Annotated in this window: 21 protein-coding genes and 1 pseudogene; 11 read left to right on the top strand and 11 right to left on the bottom strand. The window is 71.8% G+C overall.

Annotated elements, in window-relative coordinates; genetic code table 11:
* The first annotated feature begins 125 nt into the window (after positions 1-125).
* Both AB0H93_RS07940 and AB0H93_RS07935 read left to right on the top strand, forming a co-directional pair.
* Entirely contained in the window at positions 126-911 is a 786-nt protein-coding gene (locus AB0H93_RS07940; protein ID WP_132494302.1) for an enoyl-CoA hydratase-related protein, read from the top strand.
* A complete protein-coding gene (locus tag AB0H93_RS07935; protein ID WP_358569191.1) occupies positions 908-1,795 on the top strand; it encodes an enoyl-CoA hydratase-related protein in 888 nt (295 codons plus the stop codon). The genes AB0H93_RS07940 and AB0H93_RS07935 overlap by 4 nt, the downstream gene beginning before the upstream one ends.
* A gap of 147 nt (positions 1,796-1,942) precedes the next feature.
* Here the strand turns inward: AB0H93_RS07935 and AB0H93_RS07930 are convergent, their stop codons facing one another.
* Entirely contained in the window at positions 1,943-2,770 is an 828-nt protein-coding gene (locus tag AB0H93_RS07930; RefSeq protein ID WP_358569188.1) for a crotonase/enoyl-CoA hydratase family protein, read from the bottom strand.
* A gap of 316 nt (positions 2,771-3,086) precedes the next feature.
* Between AB0H93_RS07930 and AB0H93_RS07925 the strand changes: the two genes are divergently transcribed.
* From AB0H93_RS07925 to AB0H93_RS07900, 6 genes are read left to right on the top strand one after another with little or no spacing between them, the layout of a single operon-like run.
* Positions 3,087-4,343: an acyl-CoA dehydrogenase family protein gene (locus AB0H93_RS07925; RefSeq protein WP_358569185.1), complete on the top strand. Its 1,257-nt coding sequence runs from the start codon at positions 3,087-3,089 to the stop codon at positions 4,341-4,343.
* A complete protein-coding gene (locus AB0H93_RS07920) occupies positions 4,340-5,680 on the top strand; it encodes a phosphotransferase family protein (RefSeq protein WP_358569182.1) in 1,341 nt (446 codons plus the stop codon). The genes AB0H93_RS07925 and AB0H93_RS07920 overlap by 4 nt, the downstream gene beginning before the upstream one ends.
* Positions 5,677-6,597 carry an SMP-30/gluconolactonase/LRE family protein gene (locus AB0H93_RS07915; RefSeq protein WP_358569179.1) on the top strand — a complete coding sequence of 307 codons (921 nt, stop codon included), beginning with the start codon at positions 5,677-5,679 and terminating at the stop codon, positions 6,595-6,597. The genes AB0H93_RS07920 and AB0H93_RS07915 overlap by 4 nt, the downstream gene beginning before the upstream one ends.
* 30 nt (positions 6,598-6,627) lie before the next feature.
* Positions 6,628-8,286 (top strand): class I adenylate-forming enzyme family protein, encoded by a 1,659-nt coding sequence (locus AB0H93_RS07910; protein ID WP_358569176.1) that lies wholly within the window; start codon positions 6,628-6,630, stop codon positions 8,284-8,286.
* Between the two features lie 45 nt (positions 8,287-8,331).
* Positions 8,332-9,357, top strand: coding sequence for a phosphotransferase (locus AB0H93_RS07905; protein ID WP_358569173.1), 1,026 nt, complete (start codon positions 8,332-8,334; stop codon positions 9,355-9,357).
* Between the two features lie 58 nt (positions 9,358-9,415).
* Entirely contained in the window at positions 9,416-11,176 is a 1,761-nt protein-coding gene (locus tag AB0H93_RS07900; RefSeq protein ID WP_358569170.1) for an acyclic terpene utilization AtuA family protein, read from the top strand.
* A gap of 216 nt (positions 11,177-11,392) precedes the next feature.
* On the opposite strand, the gene AB0H93_RS07895 is transcribed toward AB0H93_RS07900, so the two are convergent.
* Both AB0H93_RS07895 and AB0H93_RS07890 read right to left on the bottom strand, forming a co-directional pair.
* Positions 11,393-12,682 (bottom strand): MFS transporter, encoded by a 1,290-nt coding sequence (locus AB0H93_RS07895; RefSeq protein WP_358569167.1) that lies wholly within the window; start codon positions 12,680-12,682, stop codon positions 11,393-11,395.
* 129 nt (positions 12,683-12,811) lie between these two features.
* Positions 12,812-13,678: an NAD(P)H-binding protein gene (locus tag AB0H93_RS07890; protein WP_358569164.1), complete on the bottom strand. Its 867-nt coding sequence runs from the start codon at positions 13,676-13,678 to the stop codon at positions 12,812-12,814.
* A gap of 48 nt (positions 13,679-13,726) precedes the next feature.
* Between AB0H93_RS07890 and AB0H93_RS07885 the strand changes: the two genes are divergently transcribed.
* Positions 13,727-14,098 (top strand): MerR family transcriptional regulator, encoded by a 372-nt coding sequence (locus tag AB0H93_RS07885; RefSeq protein WP_358569161.1) that lies wholly within the window; start codon positions 13,727-13,729, stop codon positions 14,096-14,098.
* A 4-nt stretch (positions 14,099-14,102) separates the two neighbouring features.
* Here AB0H93_RS07885 and AB0H93_RS07880 read toward each other — a convergent pair whose 3' ends face one another.
* Positions 14,103-14,720 carry a TetR/AcrR family transcriptional regulator gene (locus AB0H93_RS07880; RefSeq protein ID WP_358569158.1) on the bottom strand — a complete coding sequence of 206 codons (618 nt, stop codon included), beginning with the start codon at positions 14,718-14,720 and terminating at the stop codon, positions 14,103-14,105.
* Between the two features lie 117 nt (positions 14,721-14,837).
* On the opposite strand from AB0H93_RS07880, the gene AB0H93_RS07875 reads away from it, so the two are divergent.
* Complete coding sequence (locus tag AB0H93_RS07875; RefSeq protein WP_358569155.1) at positions 14,838-15,530, top strand: GPP34 family phosphoprotein; 693 nt, start codon at positions 14,838-14,840, stop codon at positions 15,528-15,530.
* 7 nt (positions 15,531-15,537) lie between these two features.
* On the opposite strand, the gene AB0H93_RS07870 is transcribed toward AB0H93_RS07875, so the two are convergent.
* The 7 genes and pseudogenes from AB0H93_RS07870 to AB0H93_RS07840 form a co-directional block, all read right to left on the bottom strand.
* Positions 15,538-16,476, bottom strand: coding sequence for an acyl-CoA dehydrogenase (locus AB0H93_RS07870; RefSeq protein ID WP_358569152.1), 939 nt, complete (start codon positions 16,474-16,476; stop codon positions 15,538-15,540).
* Positions 16,473-17,561 (bottom strand): acyl-CoA dehydrogenase family protein, encoded by a 1,089-nt coding sequence (locus AB0H93_RS07865; protein WP_358569149.1) that lies wholly within the window; start codon positions 17,559-17,561, stop codon positions 16,473-16,475. Before AB0H93_RS07865 ends, AB0H93_RS07870 begins: the two co-directional genes overlap by 4 nt.
* Positions 17,558-18,889: an MFS transporter gene (locus AB0H93_RS07860; protein ID WP_358569146.1), complete on the bottom strand. Its 1,332-nt coding sequence runs from the start codon at positions 18,887-18,889 to the stop codon at positions 17,558-17,560. Before AB0H93_RS07860 ends, AB0H93_RS07865 begins: the two co-directional genes overlap by 4 nt.
* Positions 18,890-18,892: 3 nt before the next feature.
* A complete protein-coding gene (locus AB0H93_RS07855; RefSeq protein ID WP_358569143.1) occupies positions 18,893-20,968 on the bottom strand; it encodes an acetate--CoA ligase family protein in 2,076 nt (691 codons plus the stop codon).
* The gene (locus tag AB0H93_RS07850) at positions 20,965-21,747 is read right to left on the bottom strand and encodes an enoyl-CoA hydratase-related protein (protein ID WP_358569140.1); all 783 of its coding nucleotides are present in this window, start codon (positions 21,745-21,747) and stop codon (positions 20,965-20,967) included. The genes AB0H93_RS07855 and AB0H93_RS07850 overlap by 4 nt, the downstream gene beginning before the upstream one ends.
* A gap of 149 nt (positions 21,748-21,896) precedes the next feature.
* Positions 21,897-23,377: pseudogene (locus AB0H93_RS07845) on the bottom strand (MFS transporter).
* Between the two features lie 499 nt (positions 23,378-23,876).
* On the bottom strand, positions 23,877-24,530 hold the full coding sequence (locus AB0H93_RS07840) for a GntR family transcriptional regulator (protein ID WP_358569137.1): 654 nt from the start codon (positions 24,528-24,530) through the stop codon (positions 23,877-23,879).
* A 176-nt stretch (positions 24,531-24,706) separates the two neighbouring features.
* On the opposite strand from AB0H93_RS07840, the gene AB0H93_RS07835 reads away from it, so the two are divergent.
* Entirely contained in the window at positions 24,707-25,483 is a 777-nt protein-coding gene (locus AB0H93_RS07835) for an IclR family transcriptional regulator (RefSeq protein WP_358569135.1), read from the top strand.
* Positions 25,484-25,493 lie beyond the last annotated feature (10 nt).

Below are 25,493 nucleotides of genomic sequence, written 5' to 3'. Positions count from 1 at the left end.
GCCGCGTGGTTTTCAAGCGCCGATCGATGCTTGGGAGGTGATGCCACCGGATGCTAACTTAACGAACGATACACGGCTGGCGGGTCGCGCCGCCGCACGCGAAACGATGGGAACGTGTGAGCACAATGGACGGTGACACGGTTCTGCTGGCCCAGGACGGCCCCGTGCTGACGGTGACGATCAACCGGCCGCGCCGGAAGAACGCCATCGACGGGCAGACCTGGCTGGCGTTGCAGAAGGCGCTCGAGCACGCGGCGACCGAGGACAGCGTGCGAGCCGTGGTGCTCACCGGCGAGGGCGGTGACTTCTGCGCCGGCGCGGACCTCAGCACCGACCGCGGCTCGCAGCACCCGCTCCACCGGATGCACGGCATCAACGATGTCGCGCTGGCGTTGTACGAACTGCCCAAGCCGGTGGTGGCGAAGGTGCGCGGCGTCGCCGTCGGAGCGGGCTGGAACCTGGCGCTGGGCTGCGACCTGGTGGTGTCCACGCCGGATGCGCGGTTCTCGCAGATCTTCTCCAAGCGCGGCCTGTCGCTGGACTTCGGCGGCTCCTGGCTGCTGCCGCGGATCGTCGGGATGCAGCAGGCGAAGCGGCTCGCGCTGCTCGGCGAGATCATCGGCGCGAAGGAAGCCCTGGAACTCGGGCTGGTCACCTGGATCAAGGAGGACCACGAGCTCGACGAGTTCGTCGCCGACGTCGCCGGGCGGCTGGCGCAGGGCCCGCCGATCGCGATGGCGCAGAGCAAGGACATGCTGCACGCCGGCGCGCACCAGAGCTTCCGGGAGGCGCTGGAGAACGAGGCCCGCGCGCAGGTCGTCAACTTCGCCACCGCGGACGGCCCGGCCGCGCGGGAGGCGTTCGTGAACAAGGTGGAAGCGGTGTTCACCGGCGAGTGGATGGTGCGATGAGCTACCAGCAGATCGCCTACGAGGCCGCCGACGGCATCGCGACCATCACGCTGAACCGGCCGGACAAGCTCAACGCCTTCACGCACGTCATGCGCGCCGAGCTGATCGACGCCTTCGACACCACCGACGCCGACGACTCGGTGCGCGCGGTGATCGTCACGGGCGCGGGCCGCGGCTTCTGCGCCGGTGCGGACCTCAGCTCCGGCTCGGACACCTTCAACGCCGATGCCGACGCCGAACGCGCGAAGGACCGGTGGGCGGCCGGGGAGATCGGCGGTGTGCCGCGCGACGGCGGCGGCACGGTGGCGCTGCGCATCGCGGCGTCGCGCAAGCCGGTGATCGCGGCCTTCAACGGCCCGGCGGTCGGGGTGGGCGTGACCATGACGCTGCCGATGGACATCCGGCTGGCCGCCGAGTCGGCGAAGTTCGGCCTGGTCTTCGCCCGCCGCGGCATCCTGCCGGAGGCGGCATCCACGTGGTTCCTGCCGCGCGTCGTCGGCATCTCGCAGGCGATGGAGTGGGTGGCCACCGGCCGGGTCTTCGGCGCCGAGGAGGCGCTGGCGGGTCGCCTGGTCTCCCGCGTGGTCCCCGACGACGAGCTGCTCCCGGCGGCCCGGGCGATCGCCCGCGAGATCGCCGACAACACCTCGGGTGTTTCGGTCGCGGTGGCCCGCCAGTTGCTGTGGGGCATGCTCAGCGCGGATTCGCCGTGGGAGGCGCACCGCCTGGATTCCAAGGGCATCAACCACCTCGGCGCGGGCGCCGACGCGGCCGAGGGCGTGGCGTCGTTCCTGGCCAAGCGCCCGGCCGAGTTCCCGCTCAAGGTCAGCCAGGACTACCCGGACTTCATCCCGCCCTGGCCCCAACGCCCCGACGGCGTCTGACCCCTCGCCGCAGTTTCAATTGAAACTGTCCCTCCCAGCGGTCCCGGACACCGGACCACAGTTTCAATTGAAACTGTGGTCCGGTCTCCCGTGCTCAGGCACAGTTTCAATTGAAACCGCGGACCGCCGCGACTGGCACGTCGGGTGTCAGGTGGTGGGGTCGGCGAAGTTCGGGGCGCGCTTCTCGAGGTTCGACTTGACCGCTTCGACCTGGTTCGGGCTGCCGATCAGGGCCTTGATCGCGGCCTGCTCCGCCTCGAAGCCCTCGGCGAGGCTCACGTGGCCCGCCATGTCGAGGAGCTGCTTGGAGTAGCGGATCGCTTCCGGGCTCTTGGTGGCGATCTCGGCCGCCAGGGCGAGAGCCGCGGTCAGCGGGTCGGCTTCGACGCGGGTGCACAGGCCCAGGGCGGCGGCTTCCTCGCCGCTGATGACGCGGCCGGTGTAGGTCAGCTCCTTGGCGACGTCGCGGCCCACGAGCTCCGGGAGCAGCTGGGTGCCGGTCATGTCCGGCGCGATTCCCCACTTGATCTCCATCACCGACAGCTTCGCATCCGGCGCCACGAGCCGGATGTCCGCGCCCAGCGTCACCTGCAGGCCGCCGCCGAAGGCCACGCCGTGCACCGCCGCGATCACCGGCACCGGCAGCGTCGCCCACACGTGCGCCGCCTGCTGACCGCGCGCCTTCGCCGGGCCGATCGGCTCGGTGGTGACGGGCTTGCGGTCGGGCAGTCGGCCGCTGCCGTCGGCCATCTGCTGGAAGTTGGCGAAGTCCAGGCCGGCGCAGAAGGCCCGGCCCTCGCCGGAGAGCACCACGGCCCGCACGCCGTCGTCGTCGCGCAGCCGCAGCCCGGTCGCGACCAGAGCGTCGAACATGGCCTGGTCGAGCGCGTTGAGCTTGTCCGGTCGGTTCAGCCGCACGTCCGCCACGCCGTCGGTGATGGTGCAGCTGACCCGTTGCTCGGCCGTTGTCGTCACGAACCCTCCTGAGAGCACTGGAACCGGTGCGGGCACTACGCCTTGCGCACCAGGGATTTCCGCACGCTATGGCGCGGTCGAGCGGGACGTCAAGAACGCCCTCGTTCGTCCTCTTGTGCTACCGGCCGCGCCGTGTCTAGGGTCACTGAACGAGCGTTAAAGAGGTGATTTCAGGACGGGCTTGCGGCCCCTGCGGGATCCCCGGCCTGTGCACGTCCGCGGCATCGGGGCCGTCCTCACCGGACGACGCCGCGAGAACCGGCGGCGGTGCGGGGTGATCCCCGCCGCATTCCGATGGGACACATGAGGAGAACGCATGGACTTCGCTCTCCCGGCCGAGCTGGTCAGCCGTCTCGCCGCGCTCGACGCGTTCATCGACTCCGAGATCCGCCCGCTGCAGGAGCAGGACGACAACGAGCGGTTCTTCGACCACCGCCGGGAATTCGCCCGCACCGACTTCGAGGCGGGCGGCACGCCGCGCCGGGAGTGGGAGGAACTGCTCGGCGAGATGTTCCGCCGCGCCGACCGGGCGGGCTGGCTGCGCTACGGGCTGCCCGCGGAGGTGGGTGGTTCGGGCGGCACCAACTTCGACATGGCGGTGATCCGCGAGCACCTCGCCGCGAAGGGCCTCGGCCTGCACAACGACCTGCAGAACGAGTCGTCGGTGGTGGGCAACTTCCCGGTCGTGCACATGCTGCTGGCGTTCGGAACCCCGGAGCAGCGCGAGGAATTCCTCCAACCCGTGCTGGCGCGCCGCAAGCGGCTCGCGTTCGGCCTCACCGAACCGGACCACGGCAGCGACGCCACCTGGCTGGAGACCACCGCGGTCCGCTCGGGCGGCGACTGGATCATCAACGGCGCCAAGCGGTTCAACTCCGGGATGCACTCCGCGACCCACGACATCGTCTTCGCCCGCACGTCCGGCGAGCCCGGCCAGGCCACCGGCATCACCGCGTTCATCGTGCCCACCGACGCGCCGGGCTTCTCCGTCGACTTCCACTGGTGGACCTTCAACATGCCCACCGACCACGCCGAGGTGACCCTGCGCGACGTGCGGGTGCCGGATTCGGCGGTGTTCGGCGAGGTCGGCGGCGGGCTCGCGCTGGCGCAGCACTTCGTGCACGAGAACCGGATCAGGCAGGCGGCCTCGGGCGTCGGCGCGGCCCAGTACTGCATCGACCGCAGCGTCGAATACGCCCGCGAGCGGATCACCTTCGGGCAGCCGCTGGCCAACCGGCAGGCCATCCAGTGGCCGCTGGTGGAGCTGCAGACCGACGCCGAGCTGCTGCGCGGGCTGGTGCGCAAGACCGCCTGGGAGCTGGACCGCAGGCCGCACTTCGAGATCAGCGACCGGGTGTCGATGTGCAACTTCCGCGCCAACCGGCTGGTGTGCGAGGCGGCCGACCAGGCGATGCAGGTGCACGGCGGGCTCGGCTACACCCGGCACACCCCGTTCGAGCACATCTACCGGCACCACCGCCGCTACCGGATCACCGAAGGTTCCGAAGAGGTGCAGAAGCGGAAGGTCGCCGGTTACCTGTTCGGCTTCGCCGGGCCGGGGCGGCGCCGGTGAGCGCGGCGGAGCCGCTGGACGGGCTCGCGCGTCGCCTGCCCGCAGTGCTCGGCCGGCCGGTCGAGGTGACCGGGCTGGCGCAGGCCAGCGGCGGGGCGAGCCGCGAGACGTGGTTCGTCGAGCTCGACGGGGGATCCCGGCGGCTGGTGCTGCGGCGCGACCCGGTCGGCGCGGCGCGCCCGGAGGGCATGGCGCGCGAGGCGGTGGTGCTGGAAGCGGCGCGGGCCGCCGGCGTTCCGGTGCCGCTGCTGGTGGACCACAGCACCGATGCCTCGATCCTCGGCTCGCCGTACGTGCTCACCGAGCACGTCGACGGCGAGTCGATTCCCCGGCGCCTGCTGCGCGAGCCGGAATTCGCCGCGGCGCGCGGGAAACTGGCTCGCGAACTAGGCCGGGCGGCGGCGCTGATCCACCGCGTCCCCGCGCCGGACCTGCCGTCGGCCGACCCGCTCGACCAGCTCGTGGCGACCTACGAGGAGCTCGGCGAACCGCTGCCTGCGGTCGAGATCGCGTTCCGCTGGCTGCGCGCGAACCGGCCGCCCGACACCGGAAGAACGTTGGTGCACGGCGATTTCCGCAACGGGAACCTGATCGTCGGCCCGGACGGGCTGCGGGCGGTGCTGGACTGGGAGCTGGTGCACCTCGGCGATCCGATGGAGGACCTGGGCTGGCTGTGCGTCAACGCCTGGCGGTTCGGCTCGCCGCTGCCGGTCGGCGGTTTCGGTACCAGGGAGGAGCTCTTCGACGGCTACGCGGAGATCGCCGGGCGGCGGCCGGACCCGGATGCGGTGCGCTGGTGGGAGATCCTCGGCACCGCGCGGTGGGGCGTGATCTGCCGCTCGCAGGCGCAACGGCACCTCAGCGGTGAGCGGCCGTCGATGGAGCTGGCCGCGATCGGCCGGCGCGTCTGCGAGCAGGAGCACGACCTGCTGGCCGAGCTCGGCGTGCCGCGCCCGGCCGGTCCCGGGCAGGAACGCCGGGCGCCGGTGTCGGATCTGCACGGGCGGCCTTCGGCGGCGGAACTCGTCGCGGCGGTGGCGGACTTCCTGCGCGACGAGGTCGTGCCGGGCAGCACCGGGAGGATGCGGTTCCAGTCCCGGGTCGCCGCGAACGCCCTGTCCATTGTGGAGCGTGAACTGGCGTTGGGGGAGCGGCAGGAACAGCGGCACCGAGGCCGGCTCGCGGATCTGGGGCTCGCCGACCGGGCGGCGCTGGCCTGCGCGATCCGCGACGGCGAACTCGATCCCTGGAAACCGGAAACGGCCGCCGCCGTGTGGGAGCAGGTGCTCGACCGGCTCGCGGTGGCCAATCCGCGGCATCCGAGAGGAATCTCATGACCGAGCTGACGACGATCGCATCGGGCCTGCAGTTCCCGGAGGGGCCGGTGGCCCTCGCCGACGGCTCCGTGCTGCTGGTGGAGATCAAGCGCGGCACGCTGTCGCGGGTCGCGCCGGACGGCGCCGTTTCGGTGGTCGCCGACTGCGGCGGCGGACCCAACGGGGCGGCGATCGGGCCCGACGGCGCGGTGTACGTCTGCAACAACGGCGGGTTCGAGTGGCACGACGTCGGCGGCCGGGACGTTCCCGGCATGCAGCCCGACGACTACATCGGCGGCCGCATCCAGCGGGTCACCACGGACGGTGGGGTCACCGACCTCTACACCGCCGTGGACGGCCACGGCCTGCGCGGCCCCAACGACATCGTCTTCGACGCCGAGGGCGGCTTCTACTTCACCGATCTCGGCAAGCGCCGCCCGCGCGAGACCGACCGCGGCGGACTGTACTACGCCACCGCCGACGGCAGCCGCATCGAGGAGATCGCCTACCCGCTGGCCGACGCCAACGGGGTCGGGTTGTCGCCGGACGGTTCGCGGGTCTACGTGGCGGAAACGTCGACCGGCCGAGTCTGGTACTGGGACGTCGAGGGTCCGGGGAAGCTGGGCCGGGGCGGCAAGGGACCGGCAGGAGCCAAGCTGCTGCACGGCTTCGAGGGCTACCAGCTGCTGGACTCGCTTGCCGTGGACTCCGAGGGCAACGTGTGCGTGGCGACGCTGGTGACCGGCGGGATCAGCGTGGTGTCGCCGGACGGCGAGCTCAAGGACGTGATCAAGCCGCCGAAGCACGACTTCCACGTCACCAACATCTGCTTCGGCGGCCCGGACCTGCGAACCGCGTACATCACCTCGTCCGGCTGGGGCATCCTCTACGCCACAGAGTGGCATTGCCCAGGACTACGCCTCAACTACGAAGCTTGATCAACCACTGTGGACACTCGAGGAGGGGACGTGCCGGAGGACCAGCGACGGCGGTTGCTCGCGGAGCTCACCGGTCCGGGCGGTGAGTTCGAGATCGTGCCGCAGGACGTCGGCGGCATCCCGATGCGTGTGTACGCCAAGGGGCCGACGACGCTGCGCGACGTGGCGCTGTTCAGCCAGGGCTACGGCGCGCGCGACTTCCTCGTCTACGACGGTTACCGGTGCACCTACGCGGAGCACTACCGGCTGGTGGCGGGCTTGGCGCGCAGCCTGCGCGAGGAGTACGGCCTGGTCTCCGGCGACCGCGTGGCGATCGCGATGCGCAACTACCCGGAATGGGTGCCGATCTTCTGGGCGATCCAGGCGGCCGGGCTCGTCGCGGTGCCGCTCAACGCCTGGTGGACCGACGCGGAACTGCGCTTCGGCCTGACCGACTGCGGCGCGAAGCTGGTGTTCGCCGACTCGCAGCGAACCGCCCTGCTGGACCGCGACATCCCGGTCATCGAGGTCCGCGGCGATGATCCGGCGCCGGGCGTGCGGGAGTGGGCGGAGCTGCTGGCATCGCTGCCCGCGGACGCGGACCTGCCGGACGTGTCGATCGGACCCGACGACGACGCCACGATCCTCTACACCTCCGGCACCACCGGCCGCCCCAAGGGCGCGATCGGCACGCACCGCAACCACTGCACGAACCTGCTGAACACGGTGGTGAACCGGCGCGTGCAGGCGGCGCTGGCCAACGGCGGCGAGTTCCCGCCGCTGGGCGAGGGACCGCAGCCCGGCGTGCTGCTGACCTTCCCGATGTTCCACATCGCCGGCCTCACCACGCTGTACTTCGGCACGCTGGCCGGGGCGAAGCTGGCCACCATGTACCGGTGGGACCGGGAGGCCGCGGCGCGGCTGATCAAGACCGAGGGGCTGACCAGCGCGGCCGGCGTCCCGACCGTGATGCGGGACCTGGTCGAGCAGGGCGACGCGGTGGCCGGGCTGGACGGCGTGAACATGGGCGGCGCACCGATCCCGCCCGACCTCGTGCAGCGCATCGGCGCCTTCGGCACCGGCGTGGCGCCCTCCAACGGCTACGGCCTCACCGAGACGACCTCGGCGGTGGTCGGCAACGCGGGCGCGGACTACCTCGCCCGCTCCAACAGCGTCGGCCGCTGCATGCCGGGCACGGACCTGCGCGTCGTGGACCCGGCCACCGCAGAGGACGCGGCGCCCGGCGAGATCGGCGAGCTGTGGTTCCGCGGGCCGAACATCGTGCGCGGCTACTGGAACAACCCGCAGGCCACCGCGGAATCCTTCATCGACGGCTGGTTCCGCACCGGCGACCTCGGCTACGTCGAGGACGACTGGGTGTACGTGGTGGACCGGCTCAAGGACGTCGTGATCCGCGGCGGCGAGAACGTGTACTGCGCGGAGGTCGAAGCGGCCCTCCACGAGCACCCGGAGGTGGCCGACGTCGCGGTCATCGGCCTGCCGCACCCGACGCTCGGCGAAGAGGTCGCGGCGGTGGTGAACCTGCATTCCCCGGTGTCCCCGGAGGAACTCCGGTCGCACGTGGCGGCGCGGCTCGCGGCCTTCAAGGTCCCGGCGCACGTGGTGGTGCGGGCGGAAGCGCTGCCGCGGACGCCGACCGGCAAGGTCCTCAAACGCCAACTGCGCGAGCAGATCGCCGTGAAGGACTGATTCGAAGCGGCTGTCACTGGAACGCCTAGGTAGTGCGAGGTTGACGTGGAACTGCGTGGCATCGAGCCGGAGAACACCGAGCGCTGGCTGGCCGAGAACGTGCCGGGGCTGCGCCCGCCGGTGACGTTCTCGGTCGTCTCCGGCGGGCGGTCGAACCTGACCTACCGCGTCGTCGACGCCGACGGCGAGGTGCGCGCCCTGCGCCGCCCGCCCACCGGCGGCGTGCTCACGACGGCGCACGACATGAGCCGCGAGTGGCGGTTCATCTCCGCCCTGCACGGCACCAGCGTGCCGGTTCCCGATCCGCTCGCGTACTGCGCCGACGAGTCGGTGACCGGCGCCGAGTTCTACGTGATGGGCTTCGTCGACGGCCACGTGCTCGCCGGTCCGGATTCGGCGGAGTCGTTCTCGGCTGCGGCGCGGCGGCGCGCGGGCCTGGCGACGGTGGAGTGCATGGCGGCATTGCACGGCGTCGACCCGGACTCGGTCGGGCTGGGCGACGTCGCGCGCCGCGACGGCTACCTGGAGCGGCAGCTCCGCCGCTGGCAGCGGCAGGTGCACCAGTCCGGCGCGCCGGACCTGCCGCTGCTGGACGCGGTGCACGACGCGCTGCTGGCGAAGGTGCCGAGGCAAGAGACCGGCATCGTGCACGGCGACTTCCGGCCGGGCAACCTGTCGTTCTCGCCGGACGGCGAGGTGCTGGCGGTCTTCGACTGGGAGCTGGCCACCCTCGGCGAGCCGCTCGCCGACCTGGGCTGGCTGCTGGCGACCTGGGTGGAGCCGGGCGACGAACTGCCTCCCGCGACCGCTCTCGGACCCACCGCCGAACCGGGCTTCCCCACCCGCGCGGAGCTGATCGACCGCTACGTCGCGCTCGCCGGCCGCGACGTTTCGGACCTGCCGTACTACGTGGCGTTCCAGCGGTGGCGGTCGTGCTGCATCAGCGCCGGTGTGCGGGCCCGCTACCTGGCAGGTGTGATGGGCGACGACGGCTACGTCGCCGAAGCCCGCGCGAAGAACGAACTGCGCCAGGCCGAAGCAGCCTGGCAAGCGGTGCAAGAGCTCTCGTGAGCGTTCATGCCGGTTCTTACCGGAACGAACGCCCACGACCGCGGAAGAGGAGGAACTCATGACCCGGGCGATCCGCATCGCCGGCTTCTCCGGCTACCTCGGTGACCGGCGCAGCGCCTTCGCGGAGGCCGTGGCCGGCGATCCGTGCGACGTGCTGATCGGCGACTACCTCGCCGAGTTCACGCTGGCCATGCTGGCGGCCCGGCACCGCAGCGACCCGTCGAAGGGCTTCGTCGAGTACTTCCTCGACCAGCTGCGCCCGCACCTGGCGACGCTGGCCGAACGTGGCACGCGGGTCGTGGTCAACGCCGGCGGCTTCAACCCGGCGGGCCTGGCCGACGCCGTGCGGGCGCTGATCGCCGAGGCGGGCGTGCGGCTGCGCGTCGCGCACGTCGAAGGCGACAACGTGCTGTCCGCATTGGACGACCTGCAGGCGGCCGGGCACCCGTTGCAGAGCCTCGACAGCGGCGCGCCGCTGTCGGACTGGGGAGTCCGGCCGATCGCGGCCAACGCCTACTTGGGCGGCTGGGGCATCGCGGCCGCGCTGCGCGAAGGCGCCGACATCGTGGTCTGCGGGCGCGTCACCGACGCCTCGCTGACCGTCGGCCCGGCCGCCTGGTGGCACGGCTGGCGCAACACCGACTGGGACGAACTCGCCGCCGCGGTGGTGGCCGGGCACATCATCGAGTGCGGCCCGCAGGCGGTCGGCGGCAACTTCTCCGGGTTCACCCAGGTGCCCGGCATGGTCGCGCCGGGATTCCCGGTCGCCGAGATCGCCGCCGACGGCACCGCGATCATCACCAAGCACGCCCGCGACGGCGGAACGGTCACAGTGGACACCGTGACCGCGCAGCTGGTGTACGAGATCCAGGGCCCGCGCTACCTGAACCCGGACGTCACCGCGCACCTGGACACCGTGCGGCTGCGGCAGATCGGCCCGGACCGGGTGGAGCTCTCCGGCACCACCGGATCGCCGCCACCGCCCACGACCAAGGTCGCGGTGTTCGCCCCGATCGGCCACCAGCTCGTCTCGACGCTCTACGCCACCGGGCTGGACATCGACGAGAAGGTCGCGCTGATCCGAGCCCAGGCCGAGGCGCTGCTCGACGGCGCGGAAGCGGAGCTCGACGTGAGTGCCCTCGGCACCGCGGCGGAGGACCCGGAACGGCAGTGGGACGCCACGGTCCAGGTGCGCATCATGGCCACCGCCGCGGAGCGGGCACCGCTGCAGGAGCTGGCGGAAGGACTCGGCGGCCTGTTCCTGTCGAGCATCCCCGGCTTCTACACCGACAGCGCCGCCCGCCAGTCCGGGACGCCCAAGCCGCGCATCGACTACTGGCCGTCGCTGCTGGCGATGGACGCCGTGCCGCACGAGGTAGTGCTCGACGACGGCACCCGGATCCAGATCGCTCCGCCGCCGGCCACCGAACAACCTGTCCAGCCCGCGCATCCCGAGCCCGAGCCGAACCCGGCGGGCGAAACGCGCCGCGTCCCGCTCGGCCGGATCGCGCACGCGCGCAGTGGCGACAAGGGCGGCAACAGCAACGTGGGCCTGTGGGTCGACGACCCGAAGGCCTGGCCGTGGCTGCGCGGCCTGCTGAGCACGGAAGAGCTGCGACGGCTCATGCCGGAGGCGAAGGACCTGGAGATCATCCGGCACGAGTTCCCCAACCTCCGCGCGGTGCACTTCGTCCTGCGTGGACTGCTGGGCACCGGCGGTTCCAGCAACCTGCGGGTCGACCCGATCGGCAAGGCGGTCGGCGAATTCCTCCGAGCCCGCCACGTAGAAGTCCCGGTGGCCCTGCTGGACGGACAGTGACAGGAGCACCGCGAACGCTCCCGACGGCCTGACAGCCGCAGAGCCTGTCCGCAACCCAGGTGTGGAGTGAACGGCCTGTTCGTTTCGGTGGGTGGAGTGAATGGTCCGTTCGCTCCGTCCATTTGGTGTTGTTGGTGTGGAGTGAACGGCCTGTTCGTCTCGGTAGGTGAGGTGAACAGGCCGTTCGCTCGATCCGCCCAGCGTTGGTGCGCGCGGCTAGGCGGAGCGCTCCGGGGCGAGCGGATGCGCGAGCTCGTCGGCGGGCAGCCTGCCCAAGACGATCGCCGCCACGGCCGCGATCGCCGGCACCGTTCCGGCGACCAAGAAGGTCGTCGGCGTCCCGATCAGCTCCGCGACCGGGCCCGCCACCGCCATCGAGACGGGCAGGAACGCGATCGACACGAAGAAGTCGAGGCTGGTGATCCGGCCCAGCAGGTGCGGCGGAACCCGGCGCTGGAGCAGCGTTCCCCACAGGACCATCGGGCTGGAGAACATCGCACCGACGGCGAACGCGGCCGCGACGATGATCCAGAGCTCGCCCGCGAACGCGATGGCCACGAGCGGCAGGCAACTCACGCCCCACAGCCCGATCAGCACCGTCAGGTAGCGGCGGGGCATCCGCAGCGAGCCCATGACCAGCGAGCCGACGGCGCCGCCGATCCCCCACGCGGCCAGCACCAACGCGTGCTGCTCCGCCCCGCCGCCGAGCCGGTCCTTGATGAGGAACGGCAGCACCACCTGCAGCGGGCCCATCAGCATCATCACCATGAGCGAGGCGAAGAGCAGCGACGCGAGCAGCCACCGCGTGGCCACCATGTAGCGGAATCCCTCGGCGATGTCGGCGACGACGCTGCGCGCATCGTCCCGTCTGCGCACCGGAGTGCGCGGAACCGCCAGGAACGCGCAGAAGGCGGCGAAGGCCGTCGCCGCGGCCACGGCCATCGCCGCGCCGGGGGAGGCGGCGGCGATGATGACGCTGCCGACCGCGGGCCCGGCGGCCTGCTGGATGGTCGGCCGCAGCATTCCCTCGAACCCGTTGACCGCCATGAGCTCGTCCTCGGCCAGCAAGGCGGGCAACCACGCGGAGTACGCGGGGAAGTAGAACGCCGTGGCGGTGCCGCCCAGGAACGCGACCACGACGAGGTGCCACAACCGAAGCTGGTCGGTCAGCGCCAGCACGGCCGCGGTGGTCAGGACGAGCGTGTGGGCGCCCTGGACGACGATCAGGATCGTCTTCTGCGCCACCCGGTCGGCGACCGCGCCGCCGAGCAGGAGGGGCAGCAGCGCGCCGAGCGACGCCGCCGCCGCGACGAAGGACAATTCGCTGGCGCCGCCGCCGATCCGCACCACTTCCCAGACCTGCGCGACCACCCACAGGCCGCTCGTGCACAGCGCGAAGAACAGGGCGGCGGCGAGCCTGCGGTAGGAGGAACGGCGGAAGGGCAGCAGCACGCGGGGAAATCCAGGCGGTACCGGCGTGTCGGCCGCGGTGTCGTTTGTCGTCATTGCCGCTCACGACTCCGGGAGTCCGCGGATAAGTTCTCGATCATGCGCTCGAGGCTAGAACCTCGACAATGCTGGAGGTCAACTTCGCGGCCCGGAAATTGCTTCCCGGTGGCGGGAGAGGCGGCGATTTCACGCGAAATCGGCCGCGTGGTCGAGGGCCCAGCGCCCGAAGGTGCCGGGCGGGTGGCCGGTCAGGCGCTCCACGTGGTCGGTGATGAGGCCCGACTCCGGGCGGTGCGCCGAAGCGGCGACCAGCGCCTCCACCAGGTGCTCGGGACGGCCGTCCGCGAGCATCCGGGATCGCGCCAGATCCGGGGGAACGGCCTCGAAGCGCAGGCGGCGTCCCAGCGCGGCACCGAGCAAGGCGACCTGATCGGCACGACCGAGGATCTCGGGGCCGGTCAACACGTACGGTCCACGTTGGTCGTCGTCCCCGAGCAGCACGGCCGCGGCCGCATCGGCCACGTCGCGCTCGTCCACGACGGCCGTCCGCGCGATGTCCGGGCCGGATACCACATCGCCCGCCTTCAACTGAGCCGCCCAGCCCCGGGCGTTGGACGCCAACGTGTCGCTGCGCAACGCCACCCACCGCAGGCCCGAATCTCCGAGCAGGGCTTCCACGTCCGCATGCACCTGAACGATGGGATCGCTCTGGCGGGCGGCCTCGTCGTCGATGGCCGTCGAGGACACGTAGACGACGCGAGGCGCCGCCGCGGTGAGCTCGGCGACCAGGTCGTGGGCAGGGGCCGCGTCGAGCAGCGGCCACATGAGGAGCACGGCGTCCACGCCTGCGAGCGCGGAGCGGACGACGGCGGGGTCGGTGAGGTCGCCGCGCACCGACTCGACTCCTGGCAGCGGGCGGCGCGAGATGCAGCGAACCCGCACACCGCGGGTTCGCAACCGGTCGACGACTTCCCGGCCGAGGTTGCCGGTGGCGCCGGTGACCAGGATCGATGAGGTCCGCTCGCCGACCGCGGGGAGAATGGTTCCAGACATGCCGCGGACACTAGGGGTTCAGGTCGACATGAAGGCAAGGTGCGCGTGGTGAGGACCATCGGGGAAGCGGCCGCGGAGCTCGGCATCGAGGCCCACGTGCTGCGGCACTGGGAACAGGCCGGCGCACTCGCCGTGCCCCGCGACGGCAACGGCTACCGCATCTTCGACGACGCCGCCCTGGAACAGGCGCGCACCGTGCTGAAGCTACGGCGCGTGGGACTCTCGTTGCCGGAGGTCACCGCCGCCATGGCGCCGAAGAAGTCGGCGGCGCAGGCGGTCGTGCGGGAGAAGATCGCCGCCCTCGAAAGCGAAGTCCGCCGCACGCAGCAGGCCATCACGTACCTCCGGCACACCGCCGACTGCCGGCACCGGTACCTGGACGACTGCCCGGACTGCGCGGCTTTCGTCCGCGAGCTCTGAGCCGTCAGGCGCCGACGACGCGCAGCGCGATCGCCACGTAGCGGTCGGCGAGTTCGGCCGCGCCCACATCGCTTTCCGGGTCGTACCACTGCGGGATCGCGTTGCAGGCGGCCTGGATCGCGCGGCGGGCCTCGGCGGGGTGCTCGCAGCGGAATTCCCCGCGCCGCACGCCGTCGTCGATGATGTCCTGGAACAGCCGGGTCGCCGACTCGCGCAGCGCGCCGAGCCGACGCGCGTGCTCGTCCTCCAGATTGCGGATCTCCCGCACCGCGATGGTGCTTTCCACCCGCCGCCGCACCCGGTAGTCCACGGTGGCGCGCACGATCGCGCTCAGCCGCTCGGCCGGATCGTCGCCGCAGTCGCGCAGGGCCGCGTCGCAGGCCTGCACGTAGTCGTTGACGCTGTCCTCCAGCAGCCCGGCGAACAGCTCCTGCTTGCTGGAATGCCAGTAGTACAGCGCGGACAGGCTCAGCCCGGCCCGCTTGGCGATGTCCCGGATGGACGCGCCGTGGTACCCGCGTTCGGCGAAGATCTCGCGCGCCGCGACGGAAAGCGCGTCGCCGCCCTGGCCGCGCGGGATGGCGGAGCCGTTGTGGGCAGAGGATTCGGATGCCGCCGTCACGCCATCAGAATACGGGCTGCGGCCCGGCATCGGACATGGTGCGGGGGCGGGCAGTCCGGCTTGCCCCTTCGGGCCGGTCCGAACCCGGGCAGGCGCGGTTCTGGCACGGTCGTGCGCATGGCCCTGCCAGCGCGCCTTTCCCTGCCCGAGGAATTCGTCGTGCTCGCGCACCACGGCAACGGCACGGTGCACGACGCCAGCCAAGTCGTGGCCGGTTGCGCCGCAGCCGAACTCGCCGAGCTCGCAGTGCGCCGCAGGCTGCTGGTCCGGATCCGGAAGAGCAAGAAGTTCGGCTTCGACGTCTACTTCCCGTCGGATGCCGCGATCCGGTTGCTCGACGCCTCCCGCACCGGCCTGGGCTGGGCGGATGCGCTGCTGGCCGAGCTGGCGCAAGGCAGCGCCGCCGAAGGCGGGTCGGTCCGCCTGCGCCGCTGGGTCCGGCGGCGGGGCCGCGCCGCCTTGGCCCTGCACCGGTTCGCGCTGGTCGAGCGCGGCTTGTTGCGCCACGAGCCGGGCAAGGGCCTCGCCGGGATCTTCTGCGGCGAACGCCATTGCCCGGACCCCGCGGCGCGCGGCGTGCTGCTCGCCGCGGTCCAGTCGGCCATCGGCCAGGACCGGTACGACGAGCGCATGCTGCTGTTGTGCGGCCTCGCTCAATCCGCCGACCTGGAGCTGGAGGTCCGGCCGACCGTTCGCCAGCGCCTGGACCACGGCCGCGGCATCGGCGCGGTGGCGGCGTTTCCCGAAGAGCTGCGCGACACCAGCGTGGCGCTCGACTCGGCGGTGCCGATGAGCTCGAAGGGCGGGTGACGGCGGCTCAGGCGGTGAACTGCTCCCACAGGCCGGTCTCGCCCGTCGCGAGCGCCGCCCGTCCCAGCTCCGCCGACCAGCGGCGCTCGCTGCCGTATTCGTCGCGCCACGCCCACAACTTCCGCGTGACGTGGTGCAGCGAGTGCTCGCGGGTCACGCCCATCGCCCCGTGCAGCTGGTGCGCGGCACGGGCGATGCTGGTGGCCGTCCGGGCTGCGGTGATCTTCGCGGCAGCCGAGGCGGCGAAGGCGCGTTCCGCGGAGTCCTCCTCGTGGATCCGCACCGCCCGCGCCACTGCGGCTTCGGTGGCGACCAGGTGGGTGCTCATCTCGGCCAGCCCGTTGGCCACCGCCTTGAGCGCGACGAGCGGGCGACCGAACTGCTCCCGCTGCGTGACGTGCTCGCGGGTGCGCGCGTACGCGCCGCGCGCGGCGCCGAGCAGCGCGGACGCGTTGAGCACAGCGGCGCGGGCGAGCACGGCGTCGTGCGGGGGAGCGTCGGGCAGGGGAGTCGTGGCCCCCGAAGCCCGGATCGTGTCGCGCGGTTCACCGGCGAGGTTCTGCCCGTGCTCGACGTCGCCGTTCGGTTCGACCAGGTAGGCGGATTCCCGCTCGGGGCACACCACGACGTGGTCGGCGTGCCTGGCCCACGGGACGTTGTCGAGGCCGGTGGCCGCGACGACCAGCCCCGCCGGGAGCTGCTCGCCGAGAATCCACTGCGCCAACGACGTTTCCAGCAGCGGCACGCTGACGCCGCTCGCCGCCGTCGCGGCGATCAGCTCCGCCAGGTCGCCCAGCGTCCCACCTGCTCCGCCGCGCTCTTCGGGGATGCCGACCTGCGGCCAGCCCAGTTCGACCAGCGTCGGCCACAGCGCACCCTCCGGCGCCTCCGGCGACGCCCCGGACAGCACGTCCGCGGCGACCTCGGTGATCAGCGAGTTGCTCAACGTCGGGCCTCCTGCTTGGCGAGGATGGACAGCAGCACCTCCGAGGAACCGCCGCGGATGCTGAAGCCGGGCGAGGCGAGGATGGCCTCGCCCAGCGTGCTCTCGGGCGAGACGATCCCGGAATCCATTGCCCGGCGGGCGCATTCGAGCACGTCGCGTTCGAACGCGGTGCCGAGGTACTTCAACGTCGCGGCGGCCTGCACCGGAGCCTCGCCCGCGTCGACCGCCGCGGCGACCTGCGCGCACAACGCCCGCAGCGTCGCCAGCCGGGCCACCAGCTCGCCGACCTCGGCCGCCATGTCTTCGTTGCCGCCGCCCAGCAGCTCTTCCAGCACCGGATACGTGGACAGCACCCGCTCCGGCCCGCCGCGCTCGTAGGCGAGCTGCTCGGTGACCTGCCGCCAGGCGTTGCCCTCGACGCCGATCACCCGCTCCTCGGGCACGAAGACGTTCTCGAACACCACCTCGTTGAAGTGGTGCGAACCGGCCATGTCGACGATCGGCGACACCGACACCCCGGGATCGCTCATGTCCAGCACGAACTCGGTCAGCCCGGCGTGCTTCACCTCGGACTTCTCGGTGCGCGCCAGCAGGTAGGCGTGCGTGGCGCGGTGCGCGTGGCTGGTCCAGATCTTCCGGCCGTCGATGCGCCAGCCGCCCGCGACGCGGGTGCCGGTGGTGCGCACCGCGGCCAGGTCCGAGCCGGCATCGGGTTCGCTCATGCCCAGGCAGAACACGAACTCGCCCGCGGCGATGCCGGGCAGGATCTCCTGCTGCAGCCGCGACGTGCCGTGCCGCAGGATCGACGGGCCGATCTGCCGGTCGCCGATCCAGTGCGCGGCCACCGGCGCGCCCGCCCGCAGCAGTTCCTCGGTGACCACCAGCCGCGCCAGGTTGGACCGCTCGGCGCCGCCCACCGAACGCGGCCAGGTCATGCCCAGCAAGCCGCGCTCGGCGAGCTCCTTGCTGAAGTCGAGGTCGAAGGACCGCAGCCAGGCGTCCGGCCGCGGCCGGTACCGGCCGTCGGCTCGCCAACTCCGGCACAGGTCCCGCACTTCCCGGCGCAGGTCGGACAGCGGACTCATGCGACGGTCTCCTTTCCGCTGCTCTGCAGCTCCTGCTCGGCGCGGCTCAGCGCTGCGGTCCTGGTCTCTGGCATCAGCAGGTAGGTCAGCAGCGACACCAGGCCGCAGGCCGAGACGTAGAAGAAGAAGTAGTTCTCGACGCCCGCGTCGCGGAACGCCAGCGCCACGTACTCCGCGGTGCCGCCGAAGATCGCTTGTGCCAGCGCGTAGGGGATCGCGACGCCGACCGTGCGGATGCCGGTCGGGAACAGCTCGGCCTTCACGCAGGCGTTCACCGACGAGTACCCGGCCACGATCGTCAACGCCAGCATGGTCAGCGCCAGCGCGACGCCGAAGCTCGGCCAGCGCTGCATCGACGTCATGATGGGGTAGGTGCCCAGCGTGGTGCCGACGCCGAAGAAGATCAGCACCGGCCGGCGGCCGATCTTGTCCGAGATCGCCCCGCCCAGCGGCAGCAGGACCGTGAACACGCACAACGCGATGAACATGACCCGGGCCGCGTCGGGCTTGCTCAGCCCCACGGAATTGCTCAGGTACTTCGTCAGGTACGTGGTGTAGGTGTAGAACGCCACGCTGCCGCCGAGGGTCAGCGCGAACACCAGCACCGCGGCGCGGCGGTGCTTCCACACCTCGCGCAGCGTGCCCCGGCGCATCTGCGCGTCGTGCGACTCCTCTTCGGCGTAAGCCGACGTCTCGTGCATCCGGCGCCGCAGGTAGAACACCACGAGCGCGGCGACCGCCCCGATGACGAACGGGATGCGCCAGCCCCACGAGGTGAGCTGATCCTCGGTCATGACGGCCTGCAGCACCATCAGCACGACGAGCCCGAGCAGCTGCCCGATCGTCACCGACACGTACTGGAAGCTCGAACCCAGGCCGCGCCGGCCCCGCTGCGACACCTCGGTGAGGTAGGCGGCGCTGGCCGCGTACTCGCCGCCGACGCTGATGCCCTGCATGATCCGCGCGATCAGCAGCAGCACCGCGCCGAGGTAGCCGGCGTGCTGGTGGGGCGGGGCGATGGCGATCAGCAGCGCGCTGAACGACATCATCGTCACCGACAGGGTCAGGCCGAACTTGCGGCCCCGCCGGTCGGCGATCCGGCCGAGCACCCAGCCGCCCAGCGGGCGGGCCAGGAATCCCACCGCGAACACCGCGGCGGTGTTCATCAGCTGCGCGGTGGGATTGCCCTTCGGGAAGAACTGCCCGGCGAAGTACAGCGCGAAGTTCGCGTAGACGAACCAGTCGTACCACTCGACGGTGTTGCCGATCGACCCGCTGAGCACCGCGCGGGCGTGGGTGAACCGGCGGGGCTTCGTCGACCCGCTCATCTGCTACCTCCGGGTTCGTCCGGTCACGACGAGGTCGGCGGCGACGGCGCCGGACCCGTGGACCACGAGCGGGTTGATCTCCAGTTCGCCCAGCCGGTCGCCGAGTTCCACGGCCGCCTGAGAAATCGACGCGATCGCGGCGGCGGCCGCCGCCACATCGCAGCGCGGACGGCCGCGGAAGCCGTCCAGCAGTGGCCAGCCGCGCAGCCGCCGCAACAACGCGGTGGCCTGTTCGGCGTCCACCGGACCGAGGGCGGAGACGACGTCCCGGTACAGCTCGGTCGTCGTGCCGCCCATGCCGACGGTCAGCACCGGCGGATAGCCGTCCTCGCCGCCCTGCACGCCGACCAGCAACTCGACGCCGCCGGGCAGGAGTTCCTGCACCAGAACGCCGTCGATGCGGGCCTGGGGCGCGTTCGCGGCGACGGTTTCGAGCATCTCCTCGGTGGCGTCGCGAACCTGCTCCGCCGGAACGCCGACCACGACGCCGCCGACATCGCTTTTGTGCGCCAGATCGGGGGATTGGACCTTCAGCACGACCCGGTCGCCGAGTTCCCCGGCGATCGCGGCGGCCTCGGCCGGACCGGCCGCCAGCCGTCCCCGCGGCCGGGCGATCCGCATCGCGTCGAGCAGCTCCGCGCCGTCGGCCTCGGTGAGCGCCGGCCGGTCCAGGAAGCCGACCAGGCCGCGCGGCGCGGCGACGGCGGCGCGCCGCTCGTCGTGGGGCACCAGGTGCGCGATGAGGCGCAGCGCGGCGGTCGTCGTGCCCAGCACGGAAACACCGTTGCGGCGCAACAACGAGGCCGCCTCGGCGATCTGGTCGTGGGAGTAGATCCAGGCCACGACGAAGGGCTTGGCGGAGCGCTTCGCGGCTCGCAGGATCGACTCGGCCACCGCCACCGCGGGCTCGCCGCCGATGGTCGTCAGCGCCACCAGCACGGCGTCCACCTCGGCGGACTCCGCGACGGCCTCGCACACCGCGCCCAGCTGCGCGTGGTCGTTGATGACCTGCGCGGTGACGTCCACCGGGTTGACGACGCTGCCGAACGACGGGACGAGCGGCGCCAGGGCGGCCTGCGTCGCGGTGTCGAGCTCGGGCAGCGCCAGGCCGTTGCCCTCGGCCTGGTCGGCGGCCAGCCCGCCCGCCCCGCCGGAACTGGTGATGACGCCGATGCGGCCCGCCCGCAGGCTCGGGGCGCCGGTCAACGCGACCGAGACGTCCAGCAGTTCGTCGAGGTCGTCGACCTGGATCGCGCCGGATTCCCGGGTGAGCAGGTCGAAAGCGGCCCCGGAGCGCACCAGCGCGCCGGTGTGCGAGGCGATGGCGCGTTCACCCGCCGAGGAGCGGCCCGAGCGCAGCACGACGATGTGCTTGCCGAGTTCGGCGGCGCGCGCCGAGAGCCGGGCCCACCGCGCCCCGTCGGGCAGTTCCTCCAGGTAGCAGGCCAGCACCCGGACGTTCGGGTCGGCCACCAGCAGCTCGGCGGCGTCGGTCGCGGTCAGGTCGGCCTGGTTGCCGACGCTGATCCAGGCGGTGAGCCCGATCCCGCGATCCCGCGCCAGCCCGAGGAAGCTGCCGCCGAGCGCGCCGCTCTGGCCCACGTAGGCGATGCCGGATTCGCCCGGCTGCTCCCCGTCGGCGGCGGCGGTGAACGTGGCGGTCAGCCCGGTGGGCCGGTAGATCAGGCCCTGGCAGTTCGGGCCGATCACCCGCAGCCCGTGCCGCTTCGCCGCCGCCACCAGCCGGTCCTGGAGTTCCCGGCCGTCCGCGCCGATCTCGGCGAACCCGGACGACAGCACCACCACGCAGGACGCACCCGCGCGGCCCGCTTCCTCGACCACCGGCAGCACGCGCGACGCTGGAACCAGCACCAGCACCAGGTCCACCGGGCCGGGCAGTTCCAGCAGCGACGGGTAGCAGGGCAGCCCGTGGATCTCGCGGTGGTTCGGGTTGATCGGGTAGACGGCGCCGTCGAAGTCCCGCAGGTAGCGGGTGAGCCGCCCGGCCATCGCGGAGCGCTCCGAGGCGCCGACGATCGCCACCGACCGCGGCCGCAGCAGTCCATCCACAGTGGTCACCGGCCCCGGAACTCGGGCTTGCGCTTCTCCTTGAAGGCCTGCATCGCCTCGGCGGAGTCCTCAGTGGACTGCACGACGGCCATGTGCGAGGAGATCAGGTCCAGCGAGGTGCGCAGGTCGGTGCGCGCCGACTGGTACACGGTCCGCTTGATGGCCCGGATGGCCACCGGCGGGCCGTCGGCCAGGCGCCGGGCGAACGCGTAGGTCTCGTCCATCAGTTCGGCGTCGGGCACGCACCGGCTGGCGATGCCGATGTCCACCGCGGTCTCGGCGTCCACGAAGTCGCCGGTCCACAGCAGCTCCAGCGCCTTCGCGGTGCCCACCAGCCGCGGCAGGTAGTAGCAGCCGCCGTCGCCGGGGACCAGGCCGACGCGGACGTAGCCCTCGGAGAGCCTGGCCGACTCGCCGACGAACCGGATGTCGCACATCAGGGCCATGTCCATGCCGGCGCCGACCGCGACGCCGTTGACCGCCGCGATGACCGGCTTGTCCAGGTCCTCCAGGGCGAGGGCGACCTGGTGGATCCGGTCGGTGAGGACGGTCTTGTGGTCCAGCACGGACTTCTCGCCCGAGGTGAAGGCGTCCAGGTCGACGCCCGAGCAGAACGCGTCGCCGGCGCCGGTGAGCACCAGGACCCGCACCTCGGGGTCGAAGCGAGCGGAGCGGATGGCCGCGGCCCACTCGTCGATCATCTCCATGGTGAAGGCGTTCTTGCGCTTCGGGCGGTTGAGCAGGATCGTCCCGATCCCGTCGCTGACCTGGTACTCGAGATCCGCCATGTCCGTCCCTTCCCGTCGCCTGCGTCGGGCCCGAGTTAAGCACTCGACGCGCACGGAGTCCATACAAAATTGTATTCAATTTCTGCGATCACCTAGCCCGATGAGGAACCGGTTGCGCCCGCCCGCGATGCGCGCGGGCATCGGCGTGGTCAGGTGGTGGGCAGGGTGTGCGTCGTCGCGGTCGCGGCGGCGGCGTAGTCGCCGAGCCGCGGCTTTTCCGGGCGGCGAGCGACCAGCAGCGCGAGCAGCACGCCCGCTGCGGAGAAGGCCGCGAGCGCGATCGACGCTCGCGACAGGCCGGTCGCGAGGGAGTCCGCGAGCGGCTCGCCCCCGGTTGCGCTCTTCACTGCGACCTGCGCGTAGATCCCGGCGACGACGGCCGTCATGACCGCGCCACCCACGTAGCGCGCCATGTTCGAGATCCCGGACGCCGCACCCACCTGCTCGCGCGACACGGACGCGGTGGCGACCGACGACGCCGGGCTGTTGGAAAGGGCCAGCCCCACGGCGATGCCGAGCAGCGGGAGGACGAACGCGCCGTAATACCACGACGGCCGAACCGCCGCGAGTGCCACGAACGCCGCCGTGAGGATCGCGAAACCGGCCACGACGACCGGGCGCGCGCCGAAGTAGTAGGCCAACGGCGCGACCACCGGCGCCACGAGGACCACCACCGCGGCGACCGGCAACGTCGCCAGACCCGCTTGCAGGCTCGTCATCCCGAGGGTTTGCGGGGCCTGGAAGTACAGGCTCACCAGGAAGCTGAGCGCGGCGATCGCCCCGGCCCCGATCAGGATCGCGCCGGTGGAACCCACCAGCAGGGCGTTGCGCAGCAGGCCCAGGTCGACCAGCGGGGCGGCCACCCGGCGCTCGACCACCACGAACCCGACCACGGCCAGCGCGGACAGGACCAGGCACAGCAAGGTGGGCGGCGACAGCCATCCCCAGGACGAGCCCTCGGTCATGGCGAACACGAACGGCACGAGCGCGGCGGCGACCAGCCCGGTGCCCGCTAGGTCGATCGTGCGGGCGCGGTTCGGGTCGCGGGATTCCGGCACCGCGCGCAGCGCGAACGGGATGCACACCAGCGCGATCGCCGCGTCGATCCAGAACAATCCCTGCCAGCCGGTGAGCTCGTTGAGCACGCCGCCGACCACCGGCCCCGCAGCGGCCCGGCCGCGGCGGCAGCGCCCCACAGGGCGACGGCCTTCATCTGCGCCGCCCCTGACGAGTTCACCGCGAGCAGGCTCAGCCCGCTGGCCAGGATCGTCGCGCCGGCCGCGCCCTGGATCAGGCGCCCCAGCACGACCAGCACCCCGGTTCCGGCGAGGGCGATGAGCACGCACGACACCACGAACAGCGCGAGACCGGCCAGGAACAGGCGCCGTCGGCCGAAGATGTCGCCCAGCGCACCGGAGGTGACGATCACGGCGGCCCCGACCAGGAGGTAGCCGGTCACCGCCCACTGCAGCACGTTGATCGGGGTTCCCAGGTGCGCGCTGATCGAGGGGATCAGGATGCTCACCGCGGAGGTGTTGGCGTTGACGACGAACGTGGACAGGCACGCGGTGGACAAGACACCCCATCCCGCGCGCACGCCGAATTCCGCACCACCCACCGGAGTGCTCATACCGCCACGATCGCCCGGGACCGGCGTCGCCCACAGAACCGAAGGACCCGGAAGGTGCTAGCGAGGATTCCGGCGAACTCCGGGGCCATCGCCGGATTCCCGAAGGGAAACCCCTGGGGCGAGCCTGGCAGCGATCTGTGCATTCGCCGGATCGCCGACGGCCGGATCCTATGCGCCACTTCCTCGGTGACCACTTCAGCGGCATGGCGTGGTCGCCGGCTCGTCATCGGCCTCGCGGACGGTTCGATCCGGGTGATGCGCATCGGCCTGCCGCAGGAAGCCCCCGAGGACCTGCGGCCGCCGAGCCGACGCTGCCCCTGCCTCGACCGTCCGTCCGTCAGTCCTAAGTGGACGTATCGGGTTCGTCCACGGGGACCGAGGAGTCGTTCCGAAACGGGGGCGCGCGCGAGATGTGGCCGTCAGGAACGCAGGGCGCTGTCAGGCGCCGGGCGCCTTCGGGATGAGCTTTGCCCGGAGCCCCTTTGGAGCGACCTCCGACTCACCCCGGCAGCGGCAGGCTGACGCCGAGAGCGGGGGCGAGCTGGGCCGGGGTGGCGTCGCGGTGCGAGTCCATGATCTGGATCGCTCGCTCGGTCTGCCCGCGGCGCAGCGCGTTGATCAGCTGCCGGTGCTCGCGGACGATCCGGCGGCGCGCCGACTCGTCGTAGATGTACACCGCGCGGTACGCCTCCGTCATCTTCCAGATGCGTTCGATCTCGTCGACGATCAGGTTCAGCCCCGAACTGCGGAAGATGACGAAGTGGAAGTCGTGGTTGAGCTCGATGATCCGCAGGACGTCGACCGCTTCGGCGGCCTCCGCGATGCGCTCGTTGATCTCGGTCAGCTCGATGATCTGCGCCGTGCTCAGGCGCGGCAGCTCGCGCAGCACGACCGCCTCCAGCGCGGCGCGCATCAGGTACGCCTGGCGCAGTTCCTCCGCCGAAAGCCGGGCCACCGTGTAGCCGACGTTCGGCTGGTGGCGCACCACGCCCTCCGCTTCGAGCGCCTTCAGCGCCTCGCGGACCGGCACGCGGCTGACGCCTAGGCGTTCGGCGAGCGCCTCCTGGCGCAGCGGCTGCCCCGGCAGCAGCTCCTGGCTGCGCATCATCTGCCGGATCAGTTCGACGGCGCGGCCCACCGAAGTCTCCGCCATGCCCTCACCTCACGCTCCGCTGGATCGGTGCTCGCGAGAGTAACGCACCGTGGTGATCCGACTTCGGGCGCAACGTATTGACAAACCCGCTGGCCGGGCGCACCGTATCCCCCAACGCGGTGCGCAAATAGCGACAGCGTTGTGCATATCGCAACACTATAGGTTTGGAGGCCGGTTTGGCGAGCTCGGGACTCCTGCAGACCGCGGATCGGGCCATGCAGGTGCTGCTCTCCTTCTCCGACCAGCGGCCGGAGTGGGGAGTCAGCGAGCTCGGGCGCGAGCTCGGGCTCGACAAGTCCGTCGTCCAGCGGTTGCTGGCCACGCTCGCCAATCGCGGCTTCGTCCTCGCCGACCCCGAAACCCGGCGGTACCGCCTCGGGCCGGCGATTTCGCAGCTCGCCCGGGTCGCCGAGCGCAGCGGCGCGCTGAGCCTGATCGCCAGGCCGGTGCTCGCGAAGCTGGCCCGGGAGACGGGGGAGAGCGCCGTGCTCAACGTCGCGCACGGCGGCTCCTACCGCACGGTGGCCGCGGTGGACGCGCGCGGGCCGTTGAGCTACTCGGCGATCGTCGGGCACGTGATGCCCGGTCACGCTGGGTGTTCGGGGCACGCGTTGTTCGCCGGGCAGCCGCTGGAGGAGGTCCGCGAGCTCTTCGGCCCCGAGCCGCTCACCCGGTTCACCCCGAACACCCCCACCACCTACGCCGAGCTGGCGCAGCGGTGGCAGGAGGTCGCCGACACCGGGATGTCTGTCTCCGACGGCGAGTTCGACGCCAACGTCGGCGCCGTCGCGGTGCCGCTGCTGCTCGCCGGCGCGACCGTCGCCTCCCTGACGCTGATCGGACCGGCCGAACGCGTGACCGGCCGGATCGACGAGCTGACCGCCCCACTGCGCGCCGCGGGCGCCGACCTGTCCAGCCGACTCGCGCCCGGCGATGCCGGGTCGCCCAGCTGACCGACCGCTT

This window comes from Saccharopolyspora sp. NPDC050642 (assembly GCF_040654735.1).
In the GTDB taxonomy this organism is placed as follows: Bacteria; Actinomycetota; Actinomycetes; order Mycobacteriales; family Pseudonocardiaceae; genus Saccharopolyspora; species Saccharopolyspora elongata.
This window is presented reverse-complemented; position numbering and strand designations above follow the sequence as displayed.